This is a genomic window from Paenibacillus sp. NRS-1760, assembly GCF_050467785.1.
In the GTDB taxonomy this organism is placed as follows: domain Bacteria; phylum Bacillota; class Bacilli; order Paenibacillales; family Paenibacillaceae; genus Pristimantibacillus.
On sequence record NZ_JBITPK010000020.1, the window covers coordinates 23,493 to 50,385 of the forward strand.

Annotated in this window: 25 protein-coding genes and 1 tRNA gene; 23 read left to right on the plus strand and 3 right to left on the minus strand. The window is 42.3% G+C overall.

Features of this window, described 5'->3' with window-relative positions:
* Positions 1 to 8: 8 nt before the first annotated feature.
* Together ACIFSR_RS26875 and ACIFSR_RS26880 are read left to right on the plus strand one after the other, a co-directional pair.
* Positions 9 to 1,457 (plus strand): glycosyltransferase family 2 protein, encoded by a 1,449-nt coding sequence (locus ACIFSR_RS26875; RefSeq protein WP_430061239.1) that lies wholly within the window; start codon positions 9 to 11, stop codon positions 1,455 to 1,457.
* A 109-nt stretch (positions 1,458 to 1,566) separates the two neighbouring features.
* Positions 1,567 to 2,673, plus strand: a complete 1,107-nt coding sequence (locus ACIFSR_RS26880; protein ID WP_339204040.1) for a glycosyltransferase family 2 protein — start codon at positions 1,567 to 1,569, stop codon at positions 2,671 to 2,673.
* Between the two features lie 58 nt (positions 2,674 to 2,731).
* Here the strand turns inward: ACIFSR_RS26880 and ACIFSR_RS26885 are convergent, their stop codons facing one another.
* On the minus strand, positions 2,732 to 3,667 hold the full coding sequence (locus ACIFSR_RS26885) for a GDP-L-fucose synthase family protein (RefSeq protein WP_339204039.1): 936 nt from the start codon (positions 3,665 to 3,667) through the stop codon (positions 2,732 to 2,734).
* 194 nt (positions 3,668 to 3,861) lie between these two features.
* On the opposite strand from ACIFSR_RS26885, the gene gmd reads away from it, so the two are divergent.
* From gmd to ACIFSR_RS26930, 9 genes are all read left to right on the plus strand, one after another.
* Positions 3,862 to 4,935 carry a GDP-mannose 4,6-dehydratase gene (gmd, locus tag ACIFSR_RS26890; protein ID WP_430061242.1) on the plus strand — a complete coding sequence of 358 codons (1,074 nt, stop codon included), beginning with the start codon at positions 3,862 to 3,864 and terminating at the stop codon, positions 4,933 to 4,935.
* Positions 4,935 to 6,260, plus strand: coding sequence for a sugar phosphate nucleotidyltransferase (locus tag ACIFSR_RS26895; protein ID WP_430061244.1), 1,326 nt, complete (start codon positions 4,935 to 4,937; stop codon positions 6,258 to 6,260). Before gmd ends, ACIFSR_RS26895 begins: the two co-directional genes overlap by 1 nt.
* Entirely contained in the window at positions 6,257 to 6,679 is a 423-nt protein-coding gene (locus ACIFSR_RS26900; RefSeq protein ID WP_430061246.1) for a hypothetical protein, read from the plus strand. Before ACIFSR_RS26895 ends, ACIFSR_RS26900 begins: the two co-directional genes overlap by 4 nt.
* 140 nt (positions 6,680 to 6,819) lie before the next feature.
* The gene (locus ACIFSR_RS26905) at positions 6,820 to 7,497 is read left to right on the plus strand and encodes an NAD(P)-binding domain-containing protein (protein ID WP_430061248.1); all 678 of its coding nucleotides are present in this window, start codon (positions 6,820 to 6,822) and stop codon (positions 7,495 to 7,497) included.
* Positions 7,498 to 7,721: 224 nt separating this feature from the next.
* Positions 7,722 to 11,528 carry a phospholipid carrier-dependent glycosyltransferase gene (locus ACIFSR_RS26910; RefSeq protein WP_430061250.1) on the plus strand — a complete coding sequence of 1,269 codons (3,807 nt, stop codon included), beginning with the start codon at positions 7,722 to 7,724 and terminating at the stop codon, positions 11,526 to 11,528.
* A 111-nt stretch (positions 11,529 to 11,639) separates the two neighbouring features.
* Positions 11,640 to 12,641: a glycosyltransferase family 2 protein gene (locus tag ACIFSR_RS26915; RefSeq protein WP_430061252.1), complete on the plus strand. Its 1,002-nt coding sequence runs from the start codon at positions 11,640 to 11,642 to the stop codon at positions 12,639 to 12,641.
* Positions 12,634 to 13,080, plus strand: a complete 447-nt coding sequence (locus ACIFSR_RS26920) for a GtrA family protein (protein WP_339204032.1) — start codon at positions 12,634 to 12,636, stop codon at positions 13,078 to 13,080. The genes ACIFSR_RS26915 and ACIFSR_RS26920 overlap by 8 nt, the downstream gene beginning before the upstream one ends.
* A 16-nt stretch (positions 13,081 to 13,096) precedes the next feature.
* Positions 13,097 to 13,768, plus strand: coding sequence for a class D sortase (locus tag ACIFSR_RS26925; protein ID WP_430061254.1), 672 nt, complete (start codon positions 13,097 to 13,099; stop codon positions 13,766 to 13,768).
* Positions 13,769 to 14,026: 258 nt separating this feature from the next.
* Positions 14,027 to 15,214 carry a tyrosine-type recombinase/integrase gene (locus ACIFSR_RS26930; protein ID WP_430061256.1) on the plus strand — a complete coding sequence of 396 codons (1,188 nt, stop codon included), beginning with the start codon at positions 14,027 to 14,029 and terminating at the stop codon, positions 15,212 to 15,214.
* A 33-nt stretch (positions 15,215 to 15,247) separates the two neighbouring features.
* Here ACIFSR_RS26930 and ACIFSR_RS26935 read toward each other — a convergent pair whose 3' ends face one another.
* The gene (locus ACIFSR_RS26935) at positions 15,248 to 15,460 is read right to left on the minus strand and encodes a helix-turn-helix domain-containing protein (protein ID WP_430061258.1); all 213 of its coding nucleotides are present in this window, start codon (positions 15,458 to 15,460) and stop codon (positions 15,248 to 15,250) included.
* 459 nt (positions 15,461 to 15,919) lie between these two features.
* Here ACIFSR_RS26935 and ACIFSR_RS26940 point away from each other — a divergent pair, with 459 nt between their 5' ends.
* From ACIFSR_RS26940 to ACIFSR_RS26970, 7 genes are all read left to right on the plus strand, one after another.
* A complete protein-coding gene (locus ACIFSR_RS26940) occupies positions 15,920 to 16,201 on the plus strand; it encodes a hypothetical protein (RefSeq protein WP_430061260.1) in 282 nt (93 codons plus the stop codon).
* Between the two features lie 36 nt (positions 16,202 to 16,237).
* Positions 16,238 to 16,423, plus strand: coding sequence for a hypothetical protein (locus ACIFSR_RS26945; protein ID WP_430061262.1), 186 nt, complete (start codon positions 16,238 to 16,240; stop codon positions 16,421 to 16,423).
* A 611-nt stretch (positions 16,424 to 17,034) separates the two neighbouring features.
* A tRNA-OTHER gene (locus ACIFSR_RS26950) sits at positions 17,035 to 17,098 on the plus strand.
* Between the two features lie 73 nt (positions 17,099 to 17,171).
* Entirely contained in the window at positions 17,172 to 18,236 is a 1,065-nt protein-coding gene (locus tag ACIFSR_RS26955) for an acyltransferase (protein WP_430061264.1), read from the plus strand.
* Between the two features lie 246 nt (positions 18,237 to 18,482).
* A complete protein-coding gene (locus ACIFSR_RS26960; RefSeq protein ID WP_430061266.1) occupies positions 18,483 to 18,809 on the plus strand; it encodes a YolD-like family protein in 327 nt (108 codons plus the stop codon).
* A complete protein-coding gene (locus ACIFSR_RS26965) occupies positions 18,802 to 19,008 on the plus strand; it encodes a hypothetical protein (protein WP_430061268.1) in 207 nt (68 codons plus the stop codon). The genes ACIFSR_RS26960 and ACIFSR_RS26965 overlap by 8 nt, the downstream gene beginning before the upstream one ends.
* Positions 19,009 to 19,040: 32 nt before the next feature.
* Positions 19,041 to 19,247: a hypothetical protein gene (locus ACIFSR_RS26970; RefSeq protein WP_430061271.1), complete on the plus strand. Its 207-nt coding sequence runs from the start codon at positions 19,041 to 19,043 to the stop codon at positions 19,245 to 19,247.
* An 84-nt stretch (positions 19,248 to 19,331) separates the two neighbouring features.
* Here the strand turns inward: ACIFSR_RS26970 and ACIFSR_RS26975 are convergent, their stop codons facing one another.
* A complete protein-coding gene (locus ACIFSR_RS26975) occupies positions 19,332 to 19,526 on the minus strand; it encodes a hypothetical protein (RefSeq protein WP_430061273.1) in 195 nt (64 codons plus the stop codon).
* Between the two features lie 200 nt (positions 19,527 to 19,726).
* On the opposite strand from ACIFSR_RS26975, the gene ACIFSR_RS26980 reads away from it, so the two are divergent.
* From ACIFSR_RS26980 to ACIFSR_RS27000, 5 genes are all read left to right on the plus strand, one after another.
* Positions 19,727 to 19,930, plus strand: coding sequence for a hypothetical protein (locus tag ACIFSR_RS26980; protein ID WP_430061275.1), 204 nt, complete (start codon positions 19,727 to 19,729; stop codon positions 19,928 to 19,930).
* Positions 19,931 to 19,993: 63 nt separating this feature from the next.
* A complete protein-coding gene (locus tag ACIFSR_RS26985; protein WP_430061277.1) occupies positions 19,994 to 21,811 on the plus strand; it encodes a fibronectin type III domain-containing protein in 1,818 nt (605 codons plus the stop codon).
* 13 nt (positions 21,812 to 21,824) lie between these two features.
* The gene (locus ACIFSR_RS26990) at positions 21,825 to 22,817 is read left to right on the plus strand and encodes an SGNH/GDSL hydrolase family protein (RefSeq protein ID WP_430061279.1); all 993 of its coding nucleotides are present in this window, start codon (positions 21,825 to 21,827) and stop codon (positions 22,815 to 22,817) included.
* A 47-nt stretch (positions 22,818 to 22,864) separates the two neighbouring features.
* A complete protein-coding gene (locus ACIFSR_RS26995; RefSeq protein WP_430061281.1) occupies positions 22,865 to 25,870 on the plus strand; it encodes a right-handed parallel beta-helix repeat-containing protein in 3,006 nt (1,001 codons plus the stop codon).
* Between the two features lie 579 nt (positions 25,871 to 26,449).
* A complete protein-coding gene (locus tag ACIFSR_RS27000) occupies positions 26,450 to 26,863 on the plus strand; it encodes a hypothetical protein (protein ID WP_430061283.1) in 414 nt (137 codons plus the stop codon).
* The last annotated feature ends 30 nt before the right edge of the window (positions 26,864 to 26,893 follow it).

A 26,893-nucleotide genomic window follows, 5' to 3' on the forward strand; every position in this document is an offset into this window, starting at 1 on the left:
CTTGCCCGATGAATGTGAAGGTCAGCATAGTAATCCCGTGCTTTGATGAGGGTAGATTTATTGAACAAACCATCGATTCCTGCTTAGCTTCTTCCAATTCGGAGATTGAAGTAATCGTCGTGGATTATGGATCAACAGAGCCAGCGACGATCGATCTATTAACTAGTTTAAATAAACCAAAGACGAGAGTCATTTATGAGAGGAACAGTGGACTCCCGGCTGCGAGGAATGCGGGGATTAAGGCAGCGCAGGGCGACTTCATCGTATCGCTGAATGCAAATGATTTGCTCCATAACAGCTTTCTTGAGAAGGCGATTCGCCTGCTTGAGCAAAATCCAATGGCAGGCATTGCTTCGCCAGGCTATCATACTTTCGGGGCTGTTCATTATAGCTGGGAGCCGCCGGTCTTTCATTTTGGCCGCTTGTTAGCTGAAAATATTATATGCATAAGCGCTCTCTTTCGGAAGCAGGCTTGGCTTGAAGCTGGCGGCTATAACGAGGGGATGACGGATGGTTATGAGGATTGGGACTTTTGGATTTCGCTTTCGAAAAAGGGCTGGATCAGTATAGCCGTAAATGACGCCCCGCTGGCTTATCGTGTATTAAGCGCCGATTCGGATGGTTCCAAGCATGATCTGCTCAGTAAACAAATTGTGAGTAACCATCCAGAGTTGTTTCACGAGAACCGCTTGGATAAGCTATGGCTCAGCTGGCTGCGAGACGAATGGGAGGTTAGGAGAATGCTACGCAGGCGACTTGGTCAAGATCTTGAGCTCACGCCAATCGTAAGCATCGTCATTCCCTGTTACAATTACGGCCAATATGTGGAGGAAGCCGTAGATTCTTGCTTAAACTCGACCTTTCAAGAAATTGAAATTATTGTCGTAAATAACGGCTCTACCGACCCGTACACAATCGATGTGCTTCAACGCCTTCAGCGGCCAAAAACGAGAGTCATTCATGTTCAGACGAATATCGGTCTGCCGTATGGACGAAATGTTGGCATACGCGAAGCAAGAGGGAAATATATATTGCCCCTTGATGCGGACGACAAAATACAGCCTACTTTAATAGAGAAGGCTTACCGCATATTAGAAGCGAGACCGGAGGTTGGGTTCGCAACTGTCGGGTTGGAGTATTTCGGCGATCAATCGTGGGTTTGGATTCCGCCTGAATTTGATTTTAACCGCTTGCTTTCTGAAAATATTGTTTGTGTCACGTCGCTTGTTCGCAAAAGTGCTTGGTTATCAGTAGGCGGTTACAATGAAGCGATGATACACGGCTATGAGGATTGGGATTTCTGGATTTCGTTATGCGAGAGGGGCTGGCGTGGGACTGCCATTCATGAAGCCTTGTTATTATATCGGCGTCATGGCCATTCGTTGTCCTATGATGCGGGACAGAAGCATGCGATGATTGTTCAGCAAATACGAGCGAATCATCCGAGATTATACTGAAACAGCGACATTGTTGAAAGAACGATGAAGATGCCCTAAGGCTTTTGTCCAAACCATCTGCATCTATCATTCATTGTATAGTAGTGAGTGTGTAGAAGGAGGCGGGAAGGTGCCAAAGGTAACGGTTTTGATGCCGGTTTATAACGGTGAATTGTTTTTGCGCGAAGCAATCGAAAGCATTTTAAATCAGACATTTCAAGATTTTGAGTTTTTAATTATTGATGACGGCTCCAATGATCAGAGCGCCGCAATCATTGCCTCTTACTCGGATACAAGAATCCGTTTCTTTAGCAATGGATCAAACTACGGACTTATTTTCACGCTAAACAAGGGGCTTGTTCTTGCTCAAGGCGAATATATTGCTAGAATGGATTGTGATGATTTTGCTTTTCCTGATCGTTTGGCTAGGCAGGTTGAGCTTATGAATCAATACCCGGATATAGGCCTTTGCGGCACAGCGATGAAATATATGCATACCGATATTTGGGTTAAGCATCCAACCGACCATGAGGACATTAAGGCAGGGCTTTTGTTTTATTGCTCTCTAAATCATCCAACGGTCATGATGCGGAGCTCCGTTGTTAAGAGCTATTCGCTTTACTATGACTATCAAAGCCCTCATACGGAGGATTATGAGCTGTGGTCGAGAATGGCGCAATTAACCCGTATCACGAATATACCTGATGTACTGCTTCATTACCGCATTCATAGTGAGCAAATAGGCGCGAAGCATAATGCGGAACAACAAATGATCGGGAAAAAAATTGTATTCAATCAGCTGATTCAGATGGGGCTCCTGCCTACGGAGGATGAGCTTAATCTTCATATGGACGTATGCGAGAGACGTTTGCAGGCAACAGACGGTTTTGTTCAAGGGGTGACAAGCTGGTTCGATAAGCTTCGGGCAAAAAATATCGAAACGAACCATTATTCCCAGCAGAGCCTTGAAAATGTGTTGAATTCGTATTTTGCTGAGGTTTCAAGCTATTATCAGGCTAATCTGCCAGTTGCCAAACCAGCTTCAAGCATAGGGAGAACGAAGCCGTTAAGAAGAAACGGACGTAAAAGGTTAGGAAAAAAAACAACCGCCATGCGAAGAAAAAAAAGTAGTAAAGGCGCATCGAGCAGGAGAGCTGTCAGCCGGAGCAAGCGTAAGGGGAGTGTCCAGCCACGGAAAAAAGGGAGCGCAATAAAAGGAAAGAAGCGGGCATCATAAAAACAAAAGCCACAGCGACTAGGGATAGTCGCTGTGGCTTTTGTTTTTATGACCGTATTTATTGCTGATCGATATACCATTTGACGGTTTTCTCTAACCCTTCCGGCAGATCTGTCTGTGCCTTGAAGGAGAATAGCTGCTCTGCTTTGGATGTGTCAAGGCATCTTCGCAGCTGCCCGTCGGGTCTGCTTGCATCCCATCGTATATTTCCGGTATAGCCTGTTTTCTCTGCAATTAAATGAACGAGCTCTTTAATCGAGATTTCGCGGCCTGTGCCAATATTGACAGGCTCTTCGCCATTAAACTGCTCTGCGGCTTGCAGAATAGCTGTTGCAGCGTCCTCCACATATAAAAACTCTCTTGTTGCAATTCCTGTGCCCCAAACCTCAATGTAATCAGCATTCTGTTCTTTCGCCTCTAAGCATTTGCGAATAAGCGCAGGAATGACATGCGAGGTTTCCAGATCAAAGTTATCTCTTGGACCATACAGATTAACGGGTAGAAGGAAGATGGAATTAAAGCCGTATTGCTTGCGATAAGCTTGAGACTGAACGAGCAGCATTTTTTTGGCTAAGCCATAAGGTGCGTTTGTCTCTTCAGGATAGCCGTCCCATAGCTCTTCTTCCTTGAATGGAACATTGGCAAATTTGGGGTAAGAGCAAATCGTTCCGCAGGCTACAAACTTTTCGACGCCATGGAGGCGCGATGCCTCTGCGAGGTGGATGCCCATCGACAGGTTGTCATAGAAGAAAGAACCTGGATTTGCGCGATTGGCTCCAATCCCGCCTACTTTTGCGGCCAAATGAATGACGATATCCGGTTTATAGTCTTGAATGACGGACAAACATGCGGCCTGGCTAGTTAAATCATATTGCCGGCTCCTCGGTACAATAACGTCCGCTGCATCGTATTTAGCAAGCAGCTCGACGACATGCGAGCCTAAGAAGCCGGAGCCTCCGGTGACCATAATTTTTTTCCCTTTCAATTGACTCATTATCAGCCTCCGACCTTTCCTATTTAACCTGAATATATAATTCTACTTATCAGATTATGTAATCGGCTCTTAATGTGAGCATGTCTTTGCCTATTTATAGAATTGAGTTTGAGAAGCTTCCATTACGTCCATACCAATTCGTTTGAGAGACATACTATGTTACTAATTGGGATGATAGGGAAGGGGCAGATGCTTTGAAGATTGCTTTTGTAACAGGGATTACGGGACAAGACGGCGCATATCTAGCTGAATTGCTGTTAGATAAGGGATATATTGTACACGGATTGCAGAGAAGAAGCTCTCTGCCGAATACCGGAAGAATCGACCATTTGTTGAATGATTCCAGCATTAATGAACAAAGATTTTTTCTTCATTATGGAGACCTAACGGATTCTTTAAACATAGTGCGAATTATTGAACAGGTGAAACCGGATGAAATTTACAACTTGGCAGCGATGAGCCATGTTCATGTCAGCTTTGATACGCCAGAGTATACAGCCAACGCAGATGGCATCGGAACGCTGCGCATACTGGAAGCTGTACGACTGCTCGGGCTTACGCAAAAAACAAAAATTTATCAAGCCTCCACATCTGAGCTTTACGGGCTTGTCCAACAAATTCCGCAGCACGAGAAAACACCGTTTTATCCCCGCAGTCCTTATGCAGTTGCCAAGTTGTATGCCTATTGGATCACAGTAAACTACCGCGAGGCCTACGGCATGTTCGCGTCCAACGGTATTCTCTTTAATCATGAAAGTCCTTTGCGAGGAGAAACATTCGTTTCACGCAAAATAACGAAAGCTGTAGCCCGTATAGCGCATGGACTGCAAGACAAGGTTTACTTAGGAAATTTAAATGCGCAGCGAGACTGGGGACACGCAAGAGATTACGTCGAGGCGATGTGGCTGATTCTTCAGCAGAGCGAGCCGGAAGACTTTGTCATAGCAACAGGATACACGACAGAGGTTAGAGAGTTTGTTCGCCTTGCTTTTGCCGAGATCGGTGTGGAAATAGCATTTAAAGGTGAAAAGGAAGACGAAGTGGCCTATGTAAAGGCATGCCATAATCCAGCCTATTCGCTTCCGGTCGGCAAGGAGGTTGTTGCCGTGGATGCCAAATATTATCGGCCTACCGAGGTTGAGCTGCTGCTCGGAAGTCCTGAGAAGGCAAAGAAACAATTAGGGTGGAAACCTAAATATGATGTTCAAGCGCTTGTTAAAGAAATGGTTATGCAGGATATGAATGTACTAAAAGGAGCGCGAGGCTAATGAAAATAATTTTGCTCTCGGGAGGCTCCGGTAAACGATTATGGCCGCTCTCGAACGGCTCGCGAACGAAGCAATTTTTAAAGGTGCTCAAAGGGGAGAACGGCGAACGAGAATCGATGGTTCAACGGGTGTGGAGACAGCTGCAAGAGGCTGGCCTTGAGGCTTCATCCTATATCGCCACATGCTCCTCTCAGGTGGATTTGATTAGAAGCCAGATTGGCAACCAAGTTCCGATCATCGTGGAACCGGAGAGAAGAGATACCTTTCCGGCTATTGCTTTGGTTTCCGCTTATTTGAATTCAATCGTGAAGGCATCTAAGGACGAGATCGTATGCGTGCTGCCTGTAGACCCCTATGTAAATGCTGATTTTTTCGAAAAGATCAAGGAATTAGAGCAGGTTTTGAGAGGAACGGATGCGGAGGTTGCCTTAATTGGATCACGTCCGACTTATCCTTCTGAGAAATATGGCTATATGATTCCGTCTCCTATGAATCTCGCATCACAAACTTATAATAGCATCGTGATTACAAGTTTTGTCGAGAAGCCGCCAGTGCTGATTGCCAAGGATCTAATAGAAAATGGCGCACTATGGAATTGCGGCGTGTTTGCCTTCAAACTTGATTATTTGCTCTCGCTTCTACGCGATCGGAATTACCCAACCTCCTATCAACAATTATCCCGCCAATATGCTGCGCTGCCGAAAAACAGCTTTGATTATGAAGTGTTGGAAAAAGCGAAGCAGCTCAGAGCCATCGCCTATGAAAATGAGTGGAAGGACCTCGGCACTTGGAACACGCTGACGGAGGAAATGGATACGAATGTGATCGGGCAGGGTCTTATAAGCGACGATTCGTACAATACGCATGTGCTTAATGAATTGGATATTTTGGTGACGGTGCTTGGTTTATCGAATATCGTTGTTGCAGCAAGTCCGAATGGCATCCTCGTATCCGATAAATCTGCGAGTCCCCGCATTAAGGAAATGATGCAGCCTATCGATCAGCGATTGATGTACGAGGAGCTTCGCTGGGGCTGGTATCGCCTTTTGGACGTGTTTAAGCTGGAAGACAACCGAGAGACGCTTGTGAAAAAAATTGTAGTTCATACAGGAGAGCATTATGTTCCGGATCCATTGTCCTCTCGAAGGGTTATATGGACTGTTCAAGCCGGCAAAGGCGTAGCGATTGTGGATGGTAAACCGCTAAACGTGGCTCCCGGGGATTGCTTGGAAATGGAGTCGACAACAAGCTACAGCATAGCCGCTTTAACGGAGCTTACTTTAGTGGAAGTACAAATAGAGACGACCAGCGGAGTGGACGTATGACATTTAGAAAAAGGATGCTGGTCTTATCCATCATCGACAGCTTGCTGCTCCTCGGAAGCTGGATGTTTGCTTTATATTTGATTTATGGCGAGCTTCTGCCTCAATCATTATCGGTTACTGATGTGGCAGTTGCTGGACTTTTTATCATTACAAGCTACTTCTTCCTTGTCATCAGCAAGTCTTACAAAACCTTATGGAAATATGCAGGCGTGCACGAACTCATTAGGGTGTTTAAAGCGGTGGCGGCAGCTGTCATTCTCTACGCAGCGGAGTTACTGCTTTTCATGCGGGAAATTGATGATTGTGTAAAAAAAGCACATGAAAGCAATCGATTGCGCTTGCCATCATCGGATCAACCGCGAGGCATAACAACCCGACGTTTATCATTGGACCTGCCAGAGAATCGCAGACTTTTGTAGCCTGTTTCTATATTGTTGCAGAGCGTGAGCATGTAAAGGCTATTTGTGAATACGCCGATGGTAAGGTCGACTACATTTTCATTGACGCCGAAGCTAAAAACGCGGAAGCGGGTGATTTTCTGACTGTCGCCAAAGCGTGTGTGCTGCAGAGTGAGATAAAAGCCTATAAAGGAAACGATATTACCTCGCTGGCATGCGATCTTCTAATCAACGAGCTGGTTCCTGAGCTGAAACAGAAGAAGGTTTCTATTATTGGCGCGGGAAACTTAGGCTCAAAGCTTGCGTTAACGCTCGCCGAGCGAGGTGCTGACGTTTACACCAGCAGGAGAGATCAGCAGGGGGCAATCATTGCGCAAGCTTTGAATGCCATTCTTCCAAGGTACAGCACCGGGCTGATATACAATGAGAACAACATCGCGGAATCCGTCAAAAATGCTGATATTCTTATAGGCTTTACGCAGGGGTTCCCTGTTATAGACGAGGCTGCGGTCACAACCCTAGCTAAGCATGCGCATATTGTGGACAGCGGCATCGGAACGGTTAAGGAGGCTGCGATCGCAACAGCTAGGCGATTAGCGATAACCATTATTCGGCTCGATGTGCGCATTGCGTTTTCTTATGTCATTGATGCGATGTTGAATACGGAATATTTTATGAGGCATATCGCTGGAACAAGAGTCATAGAAGGCAAAAGCTATGTGGCGGGAGGCATGATCGGCGAGAAAAACGATATCGTAGTCGCGGATATAAGAAAACCTTCAGAAATCGTAGGCATAGCCGATGGAAAGGGTGGTATGCTGCCTCCAGCCTCAAGCTGAATCGAGAGTGCATCCATGCAGAAGAACATGCATTCCATTGTGGCATTTCGCGCATCCCATTAGGGATGCTTTTTTATTATCGCTGTCGACTTTTCCGTCGTGCTAAAAAAGCGGTGGAAATTTCACTTTTTCATTGACCATGAGGTTAATATCACATAGAGTTAAGTTGTATTTCATTATAAAATGGACAACTTTATTCCAAATATGAGGTGGAAATCGGAACGATGATGAATATGTTTAGTCGCGCTACAATAACCATCCTTCTCCTAACCCTTCTATGGCCAGCGGCAGTATCAAACGCAGCAAGCAATCTACTTAACAATGCCGGTTTTGAAAATGTTGCGGAGGGAGCGCCTTCAGATTGGACGCATGATGCGTATTTGAAGGAAGAGCAAATTACTTCGTATACGATTGATAATACCGAAGCGCATACAGGAACTTATTCAGCCGTGCTTGAGAACAAGCAAGCTAATCACTCGCGGTGGACACAGACGATAAAAGTAAAACCAAACACAACATATAAATTTTCTGGGTACGTGAAGACGGAACAAGTAGGCTTGGATGCAACAGGAGCTCTATTTTTCGTTGAAGGCGTAGCAGTAACTTATCCTGAAGTGAAGGATACAAATGGAAAATGGGCGTATGTTGAGTTTTATGCGAAGACGGGCCAGGACCAGAAGAGTATTACGTTCAGCGCTAGTTTAGGCGGATACGGGAGTATTAATACCGGAAAAGCTTATTTTGATGACGTCAGTGTAGAGAAAGTATCTAAGGCGCCATCCGGTGCAGAGGTGTTCAGCTTAGTCCCTACGGAGACAAGCCAAGGAACTGAAACATCGACTTCGGGCGGCTCAGTCCTTCCACTTATTTTGTTTGGTGCACTGTTCACCTTGTTTTTTGCACTTATCTATAAGAAGCTGTTTCGAGAGCGAAGCTGGCTTGACGAGAAACAACATTTACATAAAATCATTCTTGTATTCGTGTTCCTTGGGGCACTAATTTTGCGGCTCTGGATTGCTGTTTCAAGCAGTGGTTATGCGAATGATATCGCTTTGTTTATGGCTTGGGCTGACCAAGCTGCGAAGCAGGGGCTTTCTGGATTTTACCATTCGGGAATGTTTGTAGATTACCCTCCCGGCTATATTTATATTCTGTATGTATTAGGTTTAATAAAAGATATGCTGTCGCTAGATTCAGGATCAAATGCGGCATTGCTTCTATTTAAGCTCCCGGCGATTTTAGCCGATTTGGCTGCTGCTTATTTCATTGTCCAAATAGGCAAGAAGAAAGCTGGCTATTCGATAGCGTTAGGATTAGCGCTTCTTTTCTTATTCAATCCAGCTATTATTGTGGATTCTGCCGCATGGGGGCAAGTGGATTCAATATTTGCGCTGGCACTCGTGCTGGCTATTCATGGACTGGTCGAAAATAAAATAGAGCGCGCTTCGGTTTTGTTTGCTATTGCAGCGCTTATTAAGCCGCAGGCATTTATATTCATGCCGGTGCTGCTGTTGTGGTTCGTATATCGCAAAGATTGGAAGAAGATTCCAGTCAGCGCATTTTATGGCTTCACTACGTTTATATTGCTCGCTTTGCCTTTCTTCTGGGGCAACAGCGGCTTGTCGGGCCTCATTAAGCTGTATTCAGGAACCTTGTCTTCTTATCCGTACGCGACGCTAAATGCATTCAACTTCTATGCGTTAAGCGATGCCAATTGGAAGCCGATTACGGATACGTGGCTGCTGTTTTCGTTCAAAACATGGGGGAATATCTTCATTTTTGCAGCCGTAGCGATCTCCGCTTTTTTTGCACTGTTAAAGCGAGACAAGGAATCGTCAAAGCGCTCTTATTTTATAGCGATGGTGCTTATCGTTGTCGTATTTTTGGGTGTAACGAAGATGCATGAGCGTTATCTGTTTCCAGTAATGCTGCTTGGAATCTTTGCTTTTATACAATCGCTCGATCGCAGGATGTTGATGGTGTATTTCGGATTTAGTTTGACGAGTTTCATCAATATTGCTTATGTGCTTGACTACAGCAAAGTGAGCACGAACGTGCCTTTTAATGGAATTGTTCTATTGTGCTCGTTAGCAAATGTTGGATTGATGCTTTACTTGTTATATATCGGATATGATAATTATGCACGCGGAAGGTTGAAGCCTATCGCCCCGCTGCTGGAGGAAGAACGCAAGCAGTCGGATCACAAGACACTAACAGCTTTCAAAGCTGAAGCGATCTCACGAGTGAAGCAAGAGAATGAACGACTCGTGCGCAAGGATTGGATATGGATGGGTGCGATTACGCTAATTTATGCGGTCGTCGCGCTATTCCAGCTTGGCGAGATGAAGGGGCCGACAACCGCATGGCAGCCTTCGACCGTTGGTCAAAGCTTTTACGTTGATTTGGGCGAGGTTAAGCAGCTTGATCGCATCAACAGCTTTGGCGGAGTTGGAACAGGAAAATACAAATATGAATTTAGTCAAAATGGGACCGACTGGGACAATCTCATGGAAGTCGACAGCAGCCATGTTGCTGTATTTACTTGGAACAGTCAGCCAGCGGCGCTCGCAGCTCGGTATGTGAAGCTTACGACGGTTCAAACAGGCTTCTCCATGCATGAGATGGCTATTTACGAGCAAGGTAACAAAATACCGTTATCAATCGTTGGAATAAATGATGAGCAGGCGAAGGATGCCAAACGAGGCAGCGTACCTTTGCTCTTTGATGAACAGCAGCGCGCGAAATATGAAGCGACTTATATGAACGGATCTTATTTTGATGAAATTTATCATGCCCGTACTGCTTATGAGCATATGGAGCATATTGTAGCTTACGAGAATACACATCCACCGCTTGGCAAAATTATAATTGCGATCGGTATTAAGCTGTTTGGGCTTAATCCGTTTGGCTGGCGCATTGCTGGTACGCTGTTTGGCATTGCAATGCTGCCGTTAATGTATGTATTCGCGAGAAGGCTGTTTAAAACGACTGTTTATGCGGGTGTGGCGACTGCCTTGCTAGCAGCAGATTTTATGCATTTTACGCAGACTAGAATTGCAACGATTGACGTTTACGGCGTGTTTTTCATTATGCTGATGTTTTATTTCATGCACAAATATTATTCCTTAAGCTTCTACAGGGTAAAGCTGAGTGTTACTTTGCTGCCGTTGTTTTTAGCCAGTCTCTTTTTTGGAATCGGTGTAGCTTCCAAATGGATTGTGCTCTATGGGGGCGCAGGCTTAGCTATTATGCTCGGTTTATCTTTATTTGATCGTTATAAGGAGTATGCAGCTGCCAAGCGAGTTCTGAAAGAGAACAAAAGAGAGTCTGGCTTTAGCCAAGACAAGCTGCAGCATATTATAAACGTATTTCCTCGTTATACGATCATAACGCTTGCTGTATGTCTCGTATTTTATATCGTTATACCGCTTGCGATTTATGCGTTATCCTACATTCCCGTGCTGACTGTAATGGATGAAGGATATACCTTAAAAAGTCTAGTTGATTACCAGAAGCATATGTTCAGCTATCACAGCAAGCTGGTATCAACGCATCCATTCTCATCCTCATGGTGGGAGTGGCCGTTCATGAAGAGGCCGGTATGGTATTACTCAGGCGACAATATGGCAGCAGGTATGAAATCCACAATTGTAGCGATGGGCAATCCGCTTATTTGGTGGGCAGGCATTTTTGCGATGGCAGCGACGATATGGATGAGTATCAAACGGAAAGATAAAGCGATGTATACGATATGGATTGCGTTTCTAGCACAGTATGTGCCTTGGATGCTTGTAACAAGGCTTACGTTCCTTTATCACTATTTTGCAATGGTGCCGTTCATTATTCTGAGCTTGGTCTATATGTTTAAAATAATCGAAGAGAAACGGCCAAACTTTAAGCTGATTCGAAATGTTTTTGTGGCAGTAGCGATATTGTTATTTGTGATGTACTATCCTGCGCTATCCGGTATGACTGTAAAGACCTGGTATGTAGAGCATGTTCTGCGCTGGTTCCCAAGCTGGTTATTTTAAAATATAAGAAAGTATATCGTTTTCTCATACTTATCTTATATTTCACCGTCAAGGCTACTTCAGCGTCTAAGGAAGCCGAAGGCGTTTTTGCTTGAAGAAAGGGGTATCTGGATGAAACAATCGGCTGTAAAATACAGTATTATCGTTCCTATGTACAACGAAGAAGAGGTTATCGAGCATACGTACGAGCGGCTGAAGCTGGTCATGGACAGCACGAACGAGTGTTATGAGCTTATTTTCGTCAACGATGGAAGTAAAGATCGTACGGTCGAATTAATTTCCATGATCTGCGATTTCGATCCAAATGTCCGAATGATTAATTTTTCACGTAATTTTGGTCATCAAATCGCGATTTCAGCGGGGATGGATTATGCGCAGGGTGATGCGATCGTCGTCATTGATGCTGATCTACAAGATCCTCCTGAGGTCATTATCGATATGATCGCCAAATGGAAGGAAGGCTTTGAGGTTGTTTATGGCAAACGTCTTAAGCGCAAAGGCGAGACGATGTTCAAGAAAATAACCGCTAAGCTGTTTTATCGCACGCTGCGCAGCTTAACGAATGTGGATATTCCCGTAGATACGGGGGATTTCCGATTGATCGACCGGAAGGTATGCGATGTGCTGCGCGGCTTGAAGGAAAAAAATCGGTTCGTTCGCGGCTTGGTAAGCTGGATCGGTTTCCGTCAGACGATGGTCGAATATGAACGGGAAGAACGTTTTGCAGGCGAAACCAAATATCCGCTGAAAAAAATGATTTCTTTTGCCATTGACGGAATAACCTCCTTCTCTTATAAACCTTTGAAAATTGCCACTTATGTTGGCTTTACATTATCAATTACGAGCTTCTTGTATTTGTTAGTCGTTATATTCCAGAAGCTGTTTACGGGCACCACGATAGCTGGCTGGGCTTCCATTGTGGCAGTAAATCTTTTGTTTAACGGCATTATATTGATGCTTTTAGGCATAATCGGGGAATATATTGGCCGGATTTATGAAGAATCCAAAAACCGCCCTCTATACATCGTTCGCGAAGCTCAAGGGTTTCCTGCGAAAGAAGACAATCAATCCTCAGAGTCTGCTGAACAAGATCGGGTTAAAAAATATGTCTAACGCAACATCAAAACGAGCAGCTAGAGGATTCATCGCACAATTTGTAAAGTTCAATTTAGTTGGACTTCTTAATACGTTAATCGATTTTCTGATGTTTACACTTCTCATTTGGTTTGGTGCGTATTATTTACTTGCACAGGTGATTGCATACGGAGCTGGAATGATTAATAGCTATGTGCTAAATAGCCGATATACATTTAGGAAGAGGGAAAATGAAGCTTCAAGCCCGCAGCAGCTAAATAGAGGTATGAGATTCATCGTATGGAACGGTATCATACTAGGTATTACTTTATTGCTGCTTATGGCCTTGAACGAGTGGTGGGGTTTGAATGAGGTCGTCTCAAAGCTGATTGTAACGGTGGTAACCGTTGCGCTTAACTTTTACGGAAGCAAGAAATGGGTTTTCGAGGCGAAAGGACCACAGACTGAGGCCAGCTAGCGGAAGGTGGGGAAAAATGAAAAGAATACTCTCTTATGCATTAGTGATTGTAGGTATTCTCATATTGCTCTATCCAAAAGCGAATGAATGGTACGAGAACCGTCAGCAGGATAAGCTGATGGCTACTTGGGATGAGGCGAGCTTTGATGTGAGTGCAGAGCAGCAAGCGCAGCAGCAATATGAGCAATTGACGGATCTCTTCAACGAGCAATCCGCAGCGACCGAGACGCCGATTCAATCGCCGACGGAAGCAGCTACACCAGAAGCAACTCCTACAGAGGCGCCAAAAGCACAGAAGATTGCCCCCATTGCAACGATTAAGATTGATAAAATAAAGCTTAAGCTGCCTGTCGTTGAGGGAGCCACCCAGAAGAATATGAAATCGGCTACAGCTCACTTAAAGGAAACAACAGCAATAGGCAAAGTCGGCAATGCAGCTATAGCCGGCCATCGGATGCGCTCTAAGGGAAGGCTGTTTAATCGGCTTGGGGAAGTTGAGGTCGGAGATAAAATCGTCGTGGATACAAAAGATGAAAGCTTCACATACACCGTTTATAAAGTATCCATTGTAGATCCGACAGATGTATCTGTTCTAAATTACAACAATAAAGATAAGCTGCTGACTTTGATCACCTGTGATCCCATAGTAAACCCCACGCATCGGCTCATCATTCATGCAAAAATATAATGGGCAGCAGAGCCCATTTTCCCTTCATAACAGCACCAATGGTATCGCCCCTTCATAGTATAAGTTGACTGTATCCCTTAACCTTGTTAAACCATAAAAACCCGCGCAAGGAGGGGTGACAAACATTGAAGGGTAAATCTACCCGACCGAAAACCCTTATAAATAAAGGGTTTTTTTGTTGTCTAAATATTTTTGATGCAAATTTGATGCAAAATGCCTATAATGACACCTATGAGCAAAACTTAAGGGGTGACTTGCTTGGCTAAGGTATCTGAGGAGAGCAAAAAGAAGTCTAAGGACAAAATAAATTATAACGATACCGTGAAAAACGGAAAGCCATGGTGGTTTCAAGTCATGGTTAATGGGGAACGGGTTACTAAGCGAGGGTTCAGGACTTTCACTGAGGCGAAAAAAGCTAGAGAAGCTTTGTCTACCGAATTAGATAAGGGAACGTATATCGAGCCTGCTAAGTTGTCCTACGGAAAGTATTTTAGAGATTGGTTAGATAACCGACCAATCAAAGAAATACACGGGAATGGAATTGCTGGATCGACTAAGGATCTGTACGATTCATATTTCACTAATCATATCGAGCCTATACTTGGTAAGATCGCTTTATCAAAATTAACACCGTTGGATATTAAAAAGTTTATCGCCGATCTGAGAAAAAAAGATTTGGGGGATCAAGCTGTAAAAAGAATTTATTCGACAGTAAGTGCTTCCCTGAATTCGGCTGTGACAATGGAGATAATTCAAAGTAATCCAGCTTCGAAAATACCAAGGGATGAAAAGCCGAAGGTAGAACGCAAAGAACGACAAATATGGAGCAATGAATCAGTAAAGCATGTGCTTTCTAACGGAAAAGAAACAACAAGGTATTGGATTGCCTTTTTCCTTGCAATAATGACGGGTATGCGGCAAGGCGAGGTTCTCGGCCTTCAATGGACTGATATTGATTTTATGCGAGCGCAAATTCGAGTTCGAAGAAGCTTGCGTAAAGATAAGGTTACATTTACAGGGGTTAAGAATGAAAGCAGCGTCCGAATTATCAGTTTGTCACCATTGACTGTTTCCTTTTTAGAAGAGCATAGGGATTTTGTGGAATCTGAGAAGAAAAAGCTGGGCGAGAGATATGAAGATAACGACCTTGTTGTATGCTCCAGTAAGGGGACGCCGGCAAGGGCATCAAAGGTTTTGGCGGCGTGGTATACGATGTGTGATAAGTTTAAACCGGAGCATGAGCCTAGAATAACCTATCATGACTTAAGGCACCAAAGCGCAAGCATTATGCTGAATGAACGTGAGGACGTTCGGGTAGTATCTCAAAGGCTCGGACATTCGACAGTGAGTACAACATTGAATGTCTACTCTCATTTACTGCCAACAGCTCAGGAGAGCGCGGCATTGGCTCTTGATAGGACAATAGGATTCACTGATGGTGGATAAGTAGCAGAATTAAAAAAATAGAGCAGTGAGGGTTTAATCCTCCTGCTCTTTTTTGTGCTCTATAATATCGTTCGGCTGACATTCAAATCGTGTGCAAAGCTTATCCAGCACATCCATCGACACATGTTCACCTTTCCCCATCTTTGCAATCGTTGCGCTGGATAGGCCCAACTCAACTCGTAATTGTTCCTTCGTCATTTCCTCTTGTACTAATCTGACCCATAAGGGCTTGTATGAAAAAGCCATATCACATTCTCCTTTACAAAGCTTATATGTTAATTATAGAAGTTATTCTTCACGAAGTCAAAGAAAATGTTTGCAAATACCTTTAGGTAATGTTATAATATATTTAGAAAGTTAAAGATTAGCTTTCGGAAAGGGTGAAACAAATGAAGGATTGGGTTTTACTTCTTACGGCACTCATACAATGTTACACGGCAATCATGATAAGCCGGACAAGCCGTAAGGAAAACAAAAAAGGAACCCCACGCAAGCGCCGCAAACGCAAGTAAGGTTCCTCGGAGAGGTCGTGGTAGCGACCTCTCCACCCAATCTTAACATATAGCAAGATTAAAATAAATGGAGGGATCTCGATGAACGTAATTACATGGATCGTAATAGGCGCAGCATTGGCTCTCAGCATCGTTGCGTTAGTAAGAGTAGTAAGAAATAGAAAATAGCCCAGTGAGGCATTGGAGGCGTTAGATGATGTCAAAGGTTATCGAGTTTCCTGCAGAACGAATATCGAAAGGGGTCCACACTTATTATCCTGAGATGAAAGAGCGAAAGGTCACAGCACAGATTGAAGCGCGTTTGAGTTATTACGGTAAGCACTACTTCCTTTATACAACACTTGAGCTCAAGGGGCGAGGGATAGTTCAAAATGAATCTTCTCGCCCAGAATTAAAAAGTTACATGGTGACTACTAAAGCCTTCGATAAACTGAAGCAGCTATATTCAGTTAGTTTGGAGAGATTGCTTGATTAATTCAAGCCCTTCGGGGCTTCCGAGGAGGAAAAGGAAATGGAGAATACAACGATTGAGATTACTGGAAGAGAACAGTATTTAATCGAACTTGCATTAAAACGTTTTTTTGATCAACTAGAGCTAGAAATTAATCGTAAACCCAAGTATCAAGATATAGCACGTCGCAATGAAGTCGCCGCACTGTATCATAAAATACTACACAGTTCAATGCAATGTATATAACCGCCTGATGAGTCCGCAACGGGCGCGGACGAAACCTAAGGCAGCAGCCGGTAAGGTCGCGGATCTCCGCAGCGAGCTGGTCATGCATGGCCGGCCTTTACATAGATTGTTCTTTGAAAACTTCAAGTAATATCAAGAAATAGTACATATATGGAATTTTAGAGTAAAAAGTGCTATATCTTGTCATGTGAATGCCACCAATAGGTGAAGGCACTAATCGATAACAGTGTAGTTGATGCAAGGTTATCAGGAGGTGATCCATTATCTAACGTCATACGCTCAGAATTGCGACGAGAACAAACGTTTGGTCTATCTGCTTGTATGTGGAAACCAAAACACAAAGTGCCTCACAATCGAATTTGGGGCGTCTGACGGTTTCTTTTTACGACAAGTCAACTCCGCAGGATCGGTCGGCTGCCGAGATCATAACGAGGAGGCACCTTCGTTCTGGTGACACAGCCTGCGGGGGAATGTTAGGTCGAAGCCTTATTTAACTAAAACAGCACACAGAGGGGAATACCCCGGAGTTTTAAAGGTGTGCATTTGATGGCCCAAGCCGGGCATGGCGCATTGGCGGTAGGCGCATGTAATAAATTACCGCTCTTTGTTATGCGGGTATAGGTTGTACCGCAGCCTTACAAGCTGCTGAGGTGGGTTCAAATCCCACTGCTCGCTTAAAATCATTCTTGTTAGAGAACAACTGTGGATGTTATAATGAACAAAATATGGAATTGATTGGGGATAGCTTATGGAAAGGGTTTATTCAATTGACTACATAAAGTTTTTCGCAATTTTCGCAGTTGTAATAATTCATACGACAACAGTAGATACTCAGCTAGGATTGATATTAAACACAATATCGCGGTTTGCTGTACCATTTTTCTTTGTTGCTTCTGGCTACTTAGTTGGACAAAAATTATTGAAGAGCAATATTGACGGATTGTCATACGTTAAAAAGTATCTTATGAAAACTACAAAAATCTTTGGCAGCTGGCTTCTGATTTATGTGGTGTATGACTTATTGATCTCAACTCTAGTAAACTTACAGAACGGAAAAGATGTACAGCAGGGCATCATCAATTATTTTAACGAAGGTTTCAATGTTCTGAACATTTTTTATTACGGCACTTTTTCGAGCGGTTATCAGCTCTGGTTCTTGCCCGCATTAATTTGGAGTACAATTATAGTATTCCTATTCCATAAGCTTAATCAAATAAAGCTATTACTGGTTATAAGTTTGCTGCTCAATCTTGTTGGCCTTTTTGGTCAAGCATACTCGGGCGTTTGGTCTTTTAGCATTCCTATCTCAACGCAAGATACATTGTTTTTCGGATTATTTTATACCTCATTAGGTTTCTTTATAGCGAAGTATTACCAGGCTGTTAAATTGAAATTAAGTAATTGGACATATGCGGTTCTAATTTTTGTATTCTTATCACTGCAGATATCCGAATCTTGGATGTTGGATTCTCCAAGCGGTTATTTTATATCAACTATCTTCCTAACAATTTCAATATTCTTATTTGTTTTAAATAACAAGCCACTAGGTCAAAATGCATTAATATCTAAAATCGGCTCACAATCACTTGGAATTTATGTGATGCATGTGTTAGTTATAAGCTTGATTAACTTTGGATTATCTACACTTAACTTAAGCGCTGTTAAAGAAATGGTACTTTTTGAAATTCTTTTTGCTCCAGTTGTGTTTGTTATCTCATACTTCGCGTACAATGTTCTGCAAAAACTAAAGTATATGGTTGTAAAACCTGAAAGCAAGAAATCGAATCAATTGAAACCAATAAAGAGCATATAAATATGATTATTCCAAGAGAGCCTAACAGCTCTCTTTTTCGTTACGCCGATCCTGCAAGGCGATATGGTTTTGACATTCTCCATACGCCTTGTTTGCTCATTTCCTTCTCCGGTCACTGACTGTACGTGTAAGGATTCGGCTCGCAGCGGCAATGGCATGCCGAATTAAATGCCATTTCTTCACCCTTGAATAAAGAACGTGTGTTCGCATATAATAAGAACATCAGATATGAAGGACGGTGCTCTTATGGCGAATAAATTAACGGGTAATGGGATGTGGGAAGCGAGTAGAATGATGCTTCCTGAACATAAAGTTCGGATCAATCAGCTTGCTGAGGAACAGAAGAAACGTGTTCGAATTTATCTCGATGAACAAGATTGGGAAGATATTTCGAGGATTGTAGCTCAATCATTGGAAAGAAAAGAACCAATTAAACTTAAGATGTTCCATGAGCTTGAAGAACTTGAGGTTAACGGCATCGTGGATCGCGTGGATCAACTACAAGGTCGTTTTATGGTTGATGGTGAATGGTTCAAGATTAGAGATATTGAGGGTGCCCAGCTTGATGATTGATCGTCAGAAATTAATCGAGTATCTTGAAAATAACGCTGAGCTGCTGAGGTTGAAGATTGACGGATACGATGAGGCGAAGAGCATAGATAGCGGGATGATTCTGATGTGGGTCGCCAAAAAGATCATGCTGACGCATCTTCTGGATGATTTATATAATGGCAAATTTGATACAGCTCACTTAGAGGAGAATGAAGATTAATATTGAACACTCTTACAAGAGGAGGCGGTTCAGTGTTAATTGATGATTATATAGGTCACATAGTAGTCGTTGAGCTTGATACTTCGTTGACGTATCAAGGATTGCTAGAGGCTGTCAAGGACGAGTTTATTACTGATTATGTTAAGGTGACATTTGGTAGTAGCGTAGATTGGCTGCCGAGACATGAAATATATAAAATCACTCCTATTTATCCCAAACGCTTTGTATCTGAAGAATGAATTCATAAAAATAACAAGAAGCCATTCTTGCTGCTGTTAAAGCGCAAAGATGGCTTTTTAAATCCAATAATTATGATAAGCCGATTAGCGAATCTTGAAGTCACAATTGGCTTTCAAGTAGTGCATCCCATTGATTTTGACAGTGTTTGGATGAATTTGTTGGATAACTCCGCCGTAATCAATGATTTCATCATCTTGGTAAGCAACAACGGGGGTTTTGTTAAACATAGCAGCTAAAAGATGAGCGTCGTTAGTCAAAGCAAAGCCTGATTTAAACATTATCCAACAGCTTGAAAAACACGCTAAAAATAATGAAAATCGCTCCAAGTAAATAAATCGGTATTATGATTCTGGAATGTATGATATTACCAAGTGATACAAAGAATCTCAAAATAACACCTCCTTTATACCTAGTTCATTCGACACCAAAAGAGGAAATCCTTTCCTTTTGTCGAAATGTGATTCAGGGGGCGAGTTACTTGAAATTATTATGGAAGGTCATCTTGGTTATTATTGCATTATTATTATCAATTATGATGGCATTTGGTGATGCTATGTTGTTTGGTATGCTTTTTAAAACCCGACGAGAACGAAGGACAAAGGGGCTTGATCAAAGGTTATTTGATTGGGCTGTGATGCAAATGCCAAATAAGACATTGAAGTTTTGGAAGTGGAATAGTTGAGATAGTCGAAGTCGTCCAAATGGAGCGGCTTTTTTTATTGTCCAAAATGAGGAGGTTTTGTAATTGGCTAATCTTATTTATGTTGGTCCAACCATTCAAAGTTTAGGATTTTCGCAGAATGCTGTGTTTAAAGGTGGAGTGCCTACAGGATTATTGGGCGTTTATAACTCTAACGCGGATATTCAACTATTAACAGTAGTATACGCAGCTGCAGGAAAGACTTGGGCTCAAACTCAAACACCTGGCACACCTCAGCATGATGCTTATAATCGTTTGTCAAAAGCAGAAACAAAAGATCAAACTGGAACAAAACCTGATGGAGGAAACTCTGAGGGTGGAAGTGGTGAAATTCCTGATCCATATGAAACACCAATTCCATCAAAACAGAAGCGATCTGATGGCACGATTGTAAATCCAGCAGATGCTTATACACCTGAGGGAGCATTGAAAGTAGTTCTTCAGGGGGGATCAACTGGAGCCGGTGGATCTGATGATTTAGTTGCTACTGAATTTTTCAGTGGTTCAGGCGATATGACAAAGAATTTTAGTGTGAATATGAAGGGCTTTGTCATAAGCAATGATCACACTAGCGATTTAAATTTTACAATAGCGGGATTAGGTACTATTCCTGTTCTAGGTGATCCAACAGGTAATAAAAAAGGTGAGGTCTTTAACCAACGCCTTGAAACGTTCTCATCAGTAAAGATAGTTGCATCAGGTCCGTTTAGAGCGTATGGTTTAAAATCGCCTGGTACCATTATTGATGTAACTGAGCCTAATCCTGTTACAAGTCTTGCTGAAGTAAGTAAGACATCGACAAGTATTCAACTATCATGGATAGCTTCAACGTCACCCGATGTCATAAGTTACGAAATTCTGCAGGGTGGTTCTGTTATAGCTACAGTGACTAATACGTCCTACACCATTACTGGATTGAGTCCACAGACACAATATAATTTATCGGTACGTGCAAAAGATGCTTCTGGTAATGTTTCTACAAGCGTGTCACTTATAATCACCACAAATGCATCAAATATCATTTTACCTAATCCGGTTTCAAATATGTCTGCGGGCACACCTACAGAAAGTTCAATTACATTAAGCTGGACGCCATCCACTTCACCCGATGTAATCAAACAAGAAGCAGCTTATTCAATTGACGGAACAAATTTCACGATTGCTAGTGCAGATATTACTGTCGGTGTTACGAGCTTTATGTTTACTAACTTAGCTGCTAATACAGTTCATACGTTACGAATAGTAGCTATTGATAGTGCGGGAAATCGATCAACTCCTGTGACTTTGCAAGCAAAAACGGCGCTAGCTATAACAAATCCAGTTATTGATGCATCTAGAACATTATTCTTAGAAAACCCTGCGAACTTGTATTCTGTTCCTAATCCTGATAATTACTTCGGTGGTACTGGGGATTTCACACTTGCTGTAACTGTTAAAGTAGCTTCTAATGGGACAAACGCAGCAACAATACTTGTGAGTCGTTGGATTAGTGCTGGAACTGACAATGTCATGAAGCTGGAGTTTGCATGGAACAATTATATCCAGGCAAATCTATTCGGAATGCGAGCAGACGGAACAACTAATTGGTATCCTTCTGTTTCTACTAGCCCGACAACATACACTGATCACAGTATGTATTATCATATAGTTTTTGAACGCGAAGGAACGACGATTAAGATCTATGTAAATGATGTTCAAGTTCAACAGCTATTTATCAATTTAACAGATAAAGTGCGACAATCATCGAGTCTTCCGCTTGTTATAGGTGAAGTTGGTAAGATGGCAACATTTAAGAATGTATCATACTACAATCGTGCATTGTCAGCAGCGGAAAGAACACAGAATTTCAACGCTCTTAAATAAAGGTGGGATATCATTGTTTCATAAATCAGGGTTACCAGGTCCTGCGGGTCCACAAGGACCAGCAGGCAGCGGAAGCGGCGGGGGTAGTTCTAAGTTAATTATTGGCGGTAATGTGAAATTCGCAGTTGATTTTATAGCAAAAACCATTGCATTTACTCCGTTTAATTTATGGAATGCTACTTCTGCCTTCACTCTTTCGGTCGGCACCAAAACGTTTACAACCGAAATGGGAACGACTACTTTTTATTATGTGTGCTTATTAAATAACACAATCGAGCTAAAAACTGCAAATGAAATGGCGGCATATGCCGGGTATCCGATTTTCGGGATAATGAACAATATTGTTTTTCCGTTTTCTTATCCTTTAAACCAAATTGGCGTTCGCGGCGGTTCAATATTCGGGCGTCCCGATCTGTCGATAGGCGAATGGACTCTTATTGGAGACAGCTTAACACAGGGGACATCATGGTGGCAGTACGTAAAAGAACAGTACTATATTCCAATCCACACAAACTTAGCGGTTGCTGGTAGAAAAATGTCCGGTTCTTCTGGAATGTGGAAAGACAAAGATACAGTAACTGCAACGACTGACTTAGTAACAATCATGGGCGGTACGAATGACGAGACTATCCACTCAGCTGGTGGAGCCGGGACGCTTCAAGCAGTGGGTTCGACGTTTAATACAGAAACTTATATCGGAGCTTATCAAACGCTAATCGAGGGTCTGCTTGCTAAAAACCCGAAAATGAAAATCATCCTTATGACGCCACCGAGAGCGTGGACGGATACAACCGGGACAACTTTAAGAAGCCAGTTGAAAGTGGTAGGGGATGATGTCAAAAAGATTGGTCAGTTTTACAATTTACCCGTTATAGATATGTATAACAATATGGGTTATAACGAAGTTAATCAGAAAACATACCTTACTGACGGTTTGCATTGGACAACTGAAGGTCACAAGCGAGTAGCTTCATTGGTATGTGGTGCACTGAGACAATATTATTAAAAGTAGTTTTTATCAACCTATTTTAGGGAGAGTTAGGAGGTTGGATCTTGACTGGTCAAAGCTTTATTTACATGGGCCCGACAATCGTAGGATTAGGGTTGGTCCAAAACACGGTATTTAAAGATGGGATTCCACTTTATTTACGCGAAACCATTGCTAAGTCAGAAGATATACAGGCTCTAATTGTAGTTTTTTCAGATATGGCGAAAACAAATAGTGAAATTAATAATGTTGGTAGTTCACTGCATGAAGCGTATAAGCGATTATCTGGCGATTATGAAATTGTGATTAGACCACCTAATGGAGGCGGTGGGGGCGAACACGGTGGAGGAGGAACTCAAGGACCTCAGGGTCCAGCCGGTCCACAAGGCCCTAAAGGAGATAAAGGTGATAAAGGGGCTACTGGTGCAACTGGCCCCGCAGGTCCAACAGGACCACAAGGACTTAAGGGTGATAAAGGTGATCAGGGAATTGCAGGTCCACAAGGCCCTGCAGGACCAACTGGTCCACAGGGGCCGGCTGGAAATGGATCGGGATCTGGTTTGCCTAGTACAACCTATATTGTTGAACTTACAAGATGGGGGATTACAACTGGTATCCCTTCGAAGCCTTACATTGATGCTGATTATATTCGGGCCGATAATAATGTAAAAGGTATAAACGATGCAATACAGTGGGCATATGCTAATGGGTATCGGTACATTGTTATGCCATTTGGTAGTTATCCGATTTGCTATCCTAGAGAAATCGTCATTGATAAGAGTTACATGACTTTAGATTTAAATGGATCCACATTCCAAGTTTTATATGATTCAGAAAGAAAGTCTCCATTTGATACAAGAGCAACCACTGACTATTATAAGTTTGCAGGAAACAGTTTTGCAATTGTTGGTGCTCATTACTCTGAAATCGTTAATGGGGAAATATTAGGCGAACGTTTGGATAGAAGCTTTGTTGACCCAGCAGAAGTTGCAATTGAATGGTCAACGGGTATTTTAATTCGGAAAGGTTCAAGTTTCTGTGGAATTAGAAGAAATAAAATTGCGTTTTACATGGCTGATTCCATTGGATTTAAGTCTGATTCAAATGAAGAGACCGCTGAGTTTAATTTGACTCTAACAGTGAATGATCTTAGTCGTACAACTGGTCTTCCGATTGCATCGACAGCGGATACTTTGATTTCACAAATGATGACGATTCCGACAACTGCCGCTTACCCATCACATAATGCTTTTTGCATAATGGGACAAGGTTATACTCGTCCAACGAATCTCATCTCAAAAGATGTGGGAATATTTTATTATCGTGCAGATGACTCTTTTATTTGTTCGATACCGACTCAAAAGATTTTCACTCCAATGACAATTCCTCCAGGAGCCAAGAAATATCGGTTTCTATTCTATAACGAAACTGATACAAGCAGGGTAGGATCGACACAGTTGGCTATTCATCTTAAATTTGGATTGGTTGTTCATAACACAATTATTGAGGACTGTGAAATATACGGGAATCATAGGGGTGGCATTCAACCAGGCGGAAGCGAAAACATTATACAAAACAATAAAATTCATGATATCGGGGTTGGGCTTTTACCAGGTATTGATATCTATGGAAAGCCGATTTTTAATGATCCAACTCGATATGCAATAAACCAAGAGGATTTCTATGGTGATTCGATCACTATAAGAAACAATCTAATCTATGGCTGCCATACAGGGATTTTGTGTGGGAACTATAATTCTACGATTGAGAATAATCGGATTTACAATTGTCCGTCAATTGGAATCAATTTATATACAACACTTAAGAGTGTAATTAGAGGGAATTTCATATATAAGTGTGGAAGTCCGGTCGGTCTGATGGATTCCCATTTCGGCAACGCTCACGTGTTAATCACTGAGAATACTTTTGTTGGTGGTAGTACTGGTTATATCAGTGCTGTAGGATACCACGTTACAATTGAGAAAAACACCTATATTGACCCACTGAGTATATTCATTCCTGATAATGATTTTTATGTTTTTAAAGATAATCGTATCAAAGTTAACTCCTACTATAATGGTCTCATGGTAGTTACATCTAATAAACTTGAAAATTGTTTATTTGATGTTCGGGGTACAGCCAAAAAAACGATAATCTTTAGAGCGGATGTTTATAAAAATTGTGTCTTTCTTAACACCCAAGTTAGAATGCAAAAACGGGTCAATACAGTACGCGGATCTGTAGATATATCTGATTGCAGTTACATTAACTGTACGTTTGATAATCACATTGAGCCGGATACTAAAAAAAGAATAATTAACGTTAACCAAAGCAAGTTCTTAGATACGATAATTTATGCTGGCGCAACAAATGTTGAATATGAAAATCCTGAAATAAAAATAAGAAACAGTCGAATTGCCGTAAACACATTAGCTAATTTAATTAGTGTAAATACAAATCGAGCATTAAGTTACGGAATTATAGAATTTGATAATTGTGATGTGAATATATCGAATCCGAGTTTGCAATCACTCATATTAAATGGTTCTACTACTGTACATGATACATGCAAATTAACAATCAGAAATACAAATGTGGAGTATACCGGCGCTAATTCGTTAAACCTTATTTATTACTCACACATTAATTCAATGCTTGCTCTCGTCTCAGTAGGAAACACATTTAAAAACTTAATACTTCCAGCACAGGATGCAGGTGTTTATATTGGGTATGATCCATTGACTCACGCGCTTTCCGAGCCAACATCGGGTTATTTTCCGCTAGGTAGAAAGATTGAGCAGGCTGCACCAGTTTCAGGTGGGTTTGAGGGTTGGCTGCCGGTTACGCCAGGTACAGCCAATAAGACCGCGTGGGCTGCTGCTACGGCCAAAGTGAAATACGACCAGATTAATGCAGGCGGTTATGTTTATGAAGCGACCACAGCTGGCACGACAGGCGCGAGTGCGCCGACATGGAGCACGACACTGGGTGTAATGGTGACCGATGGAACGGTAATTTGGCAGAATATTGGGCCACTCGCTGTATTCAAAACATATGGTCAAATAGGGTGAAAAACGTTGCAAAACAAAAATGGAATTTCAGGTCTCAAATTAACTCGTTTGTTCAATAAAATCAATAGTTATCGAATTATTCCTCTTGTTATCTCTGGGTAACACCTAAAAAACGGCTGAAACCCTTGGTATTACTCGTTTTTTTCGATGTGCTTTAAATTCCGAGGTAACAGGTCGTGGATATAAACAATAAATGATAACAATGAAGTAATAAAGATCTAAAGATATATTGTTTTTTTAACTCTTTTAAAGCTGTCAAAAATGAAAGAAAAAAGCCCTTGCAACTTAGCATGAGCGCAGGGGAACAAGTGTTAGGCTTATTTTATAGCTTAAACGGCTATTAATCGATTTGACGGGCTATCTCACGTATCAGTATAATGGGCTTGTTCTTCCTCTCTTGTTACTAAGTGCGTATGCTTTAAAGATCTTATTGCGAGCGTAGCGTTATGCAGGATCAATTGCATAAAGTGCGCTTTATTTTTTTATCGTTTTTAAAACACCGTCTCAGTTACATTAGTGCTATAAAGGGAAGTATCATACAAAGGATGATTTAGGATCATTCAAATGGAGGAATTTAGCATGGATGCGGAAAAGCTAAATGCGATCCGGAAAATCCGTAAGGGCATGAGTTGGGGAGCACAAGATCAAGGAATTGAGCAGTTGACTGATAATGAAGTATTTCTGCTGGATTTGGTGGAAACGCTGCTAGAAGAAGCTAAGCAGATGGACGCTCCCATGATCGGGTCTCTAAAAAGCACATACTATCATATACCAAGACAACGAGGGGAACTAGAGAGAGCACTACACGTTAGTAGCACTCGTGACGAATATCGTTTGCGTCTTGCGATTTACTCTGAATTCGGCGAGGGCAATTTCACAGCAGGACACATAATTTCAGCTGAAACTTACGAACTAGAACGATATAAAGACAAAGTCGAGGAAATGGCTTTCAATGATCTGATGCACTATGCTAAAGAAAAACTCAATTTATAAACAAAAGTCGAACCTAAACGGATCGGCTTT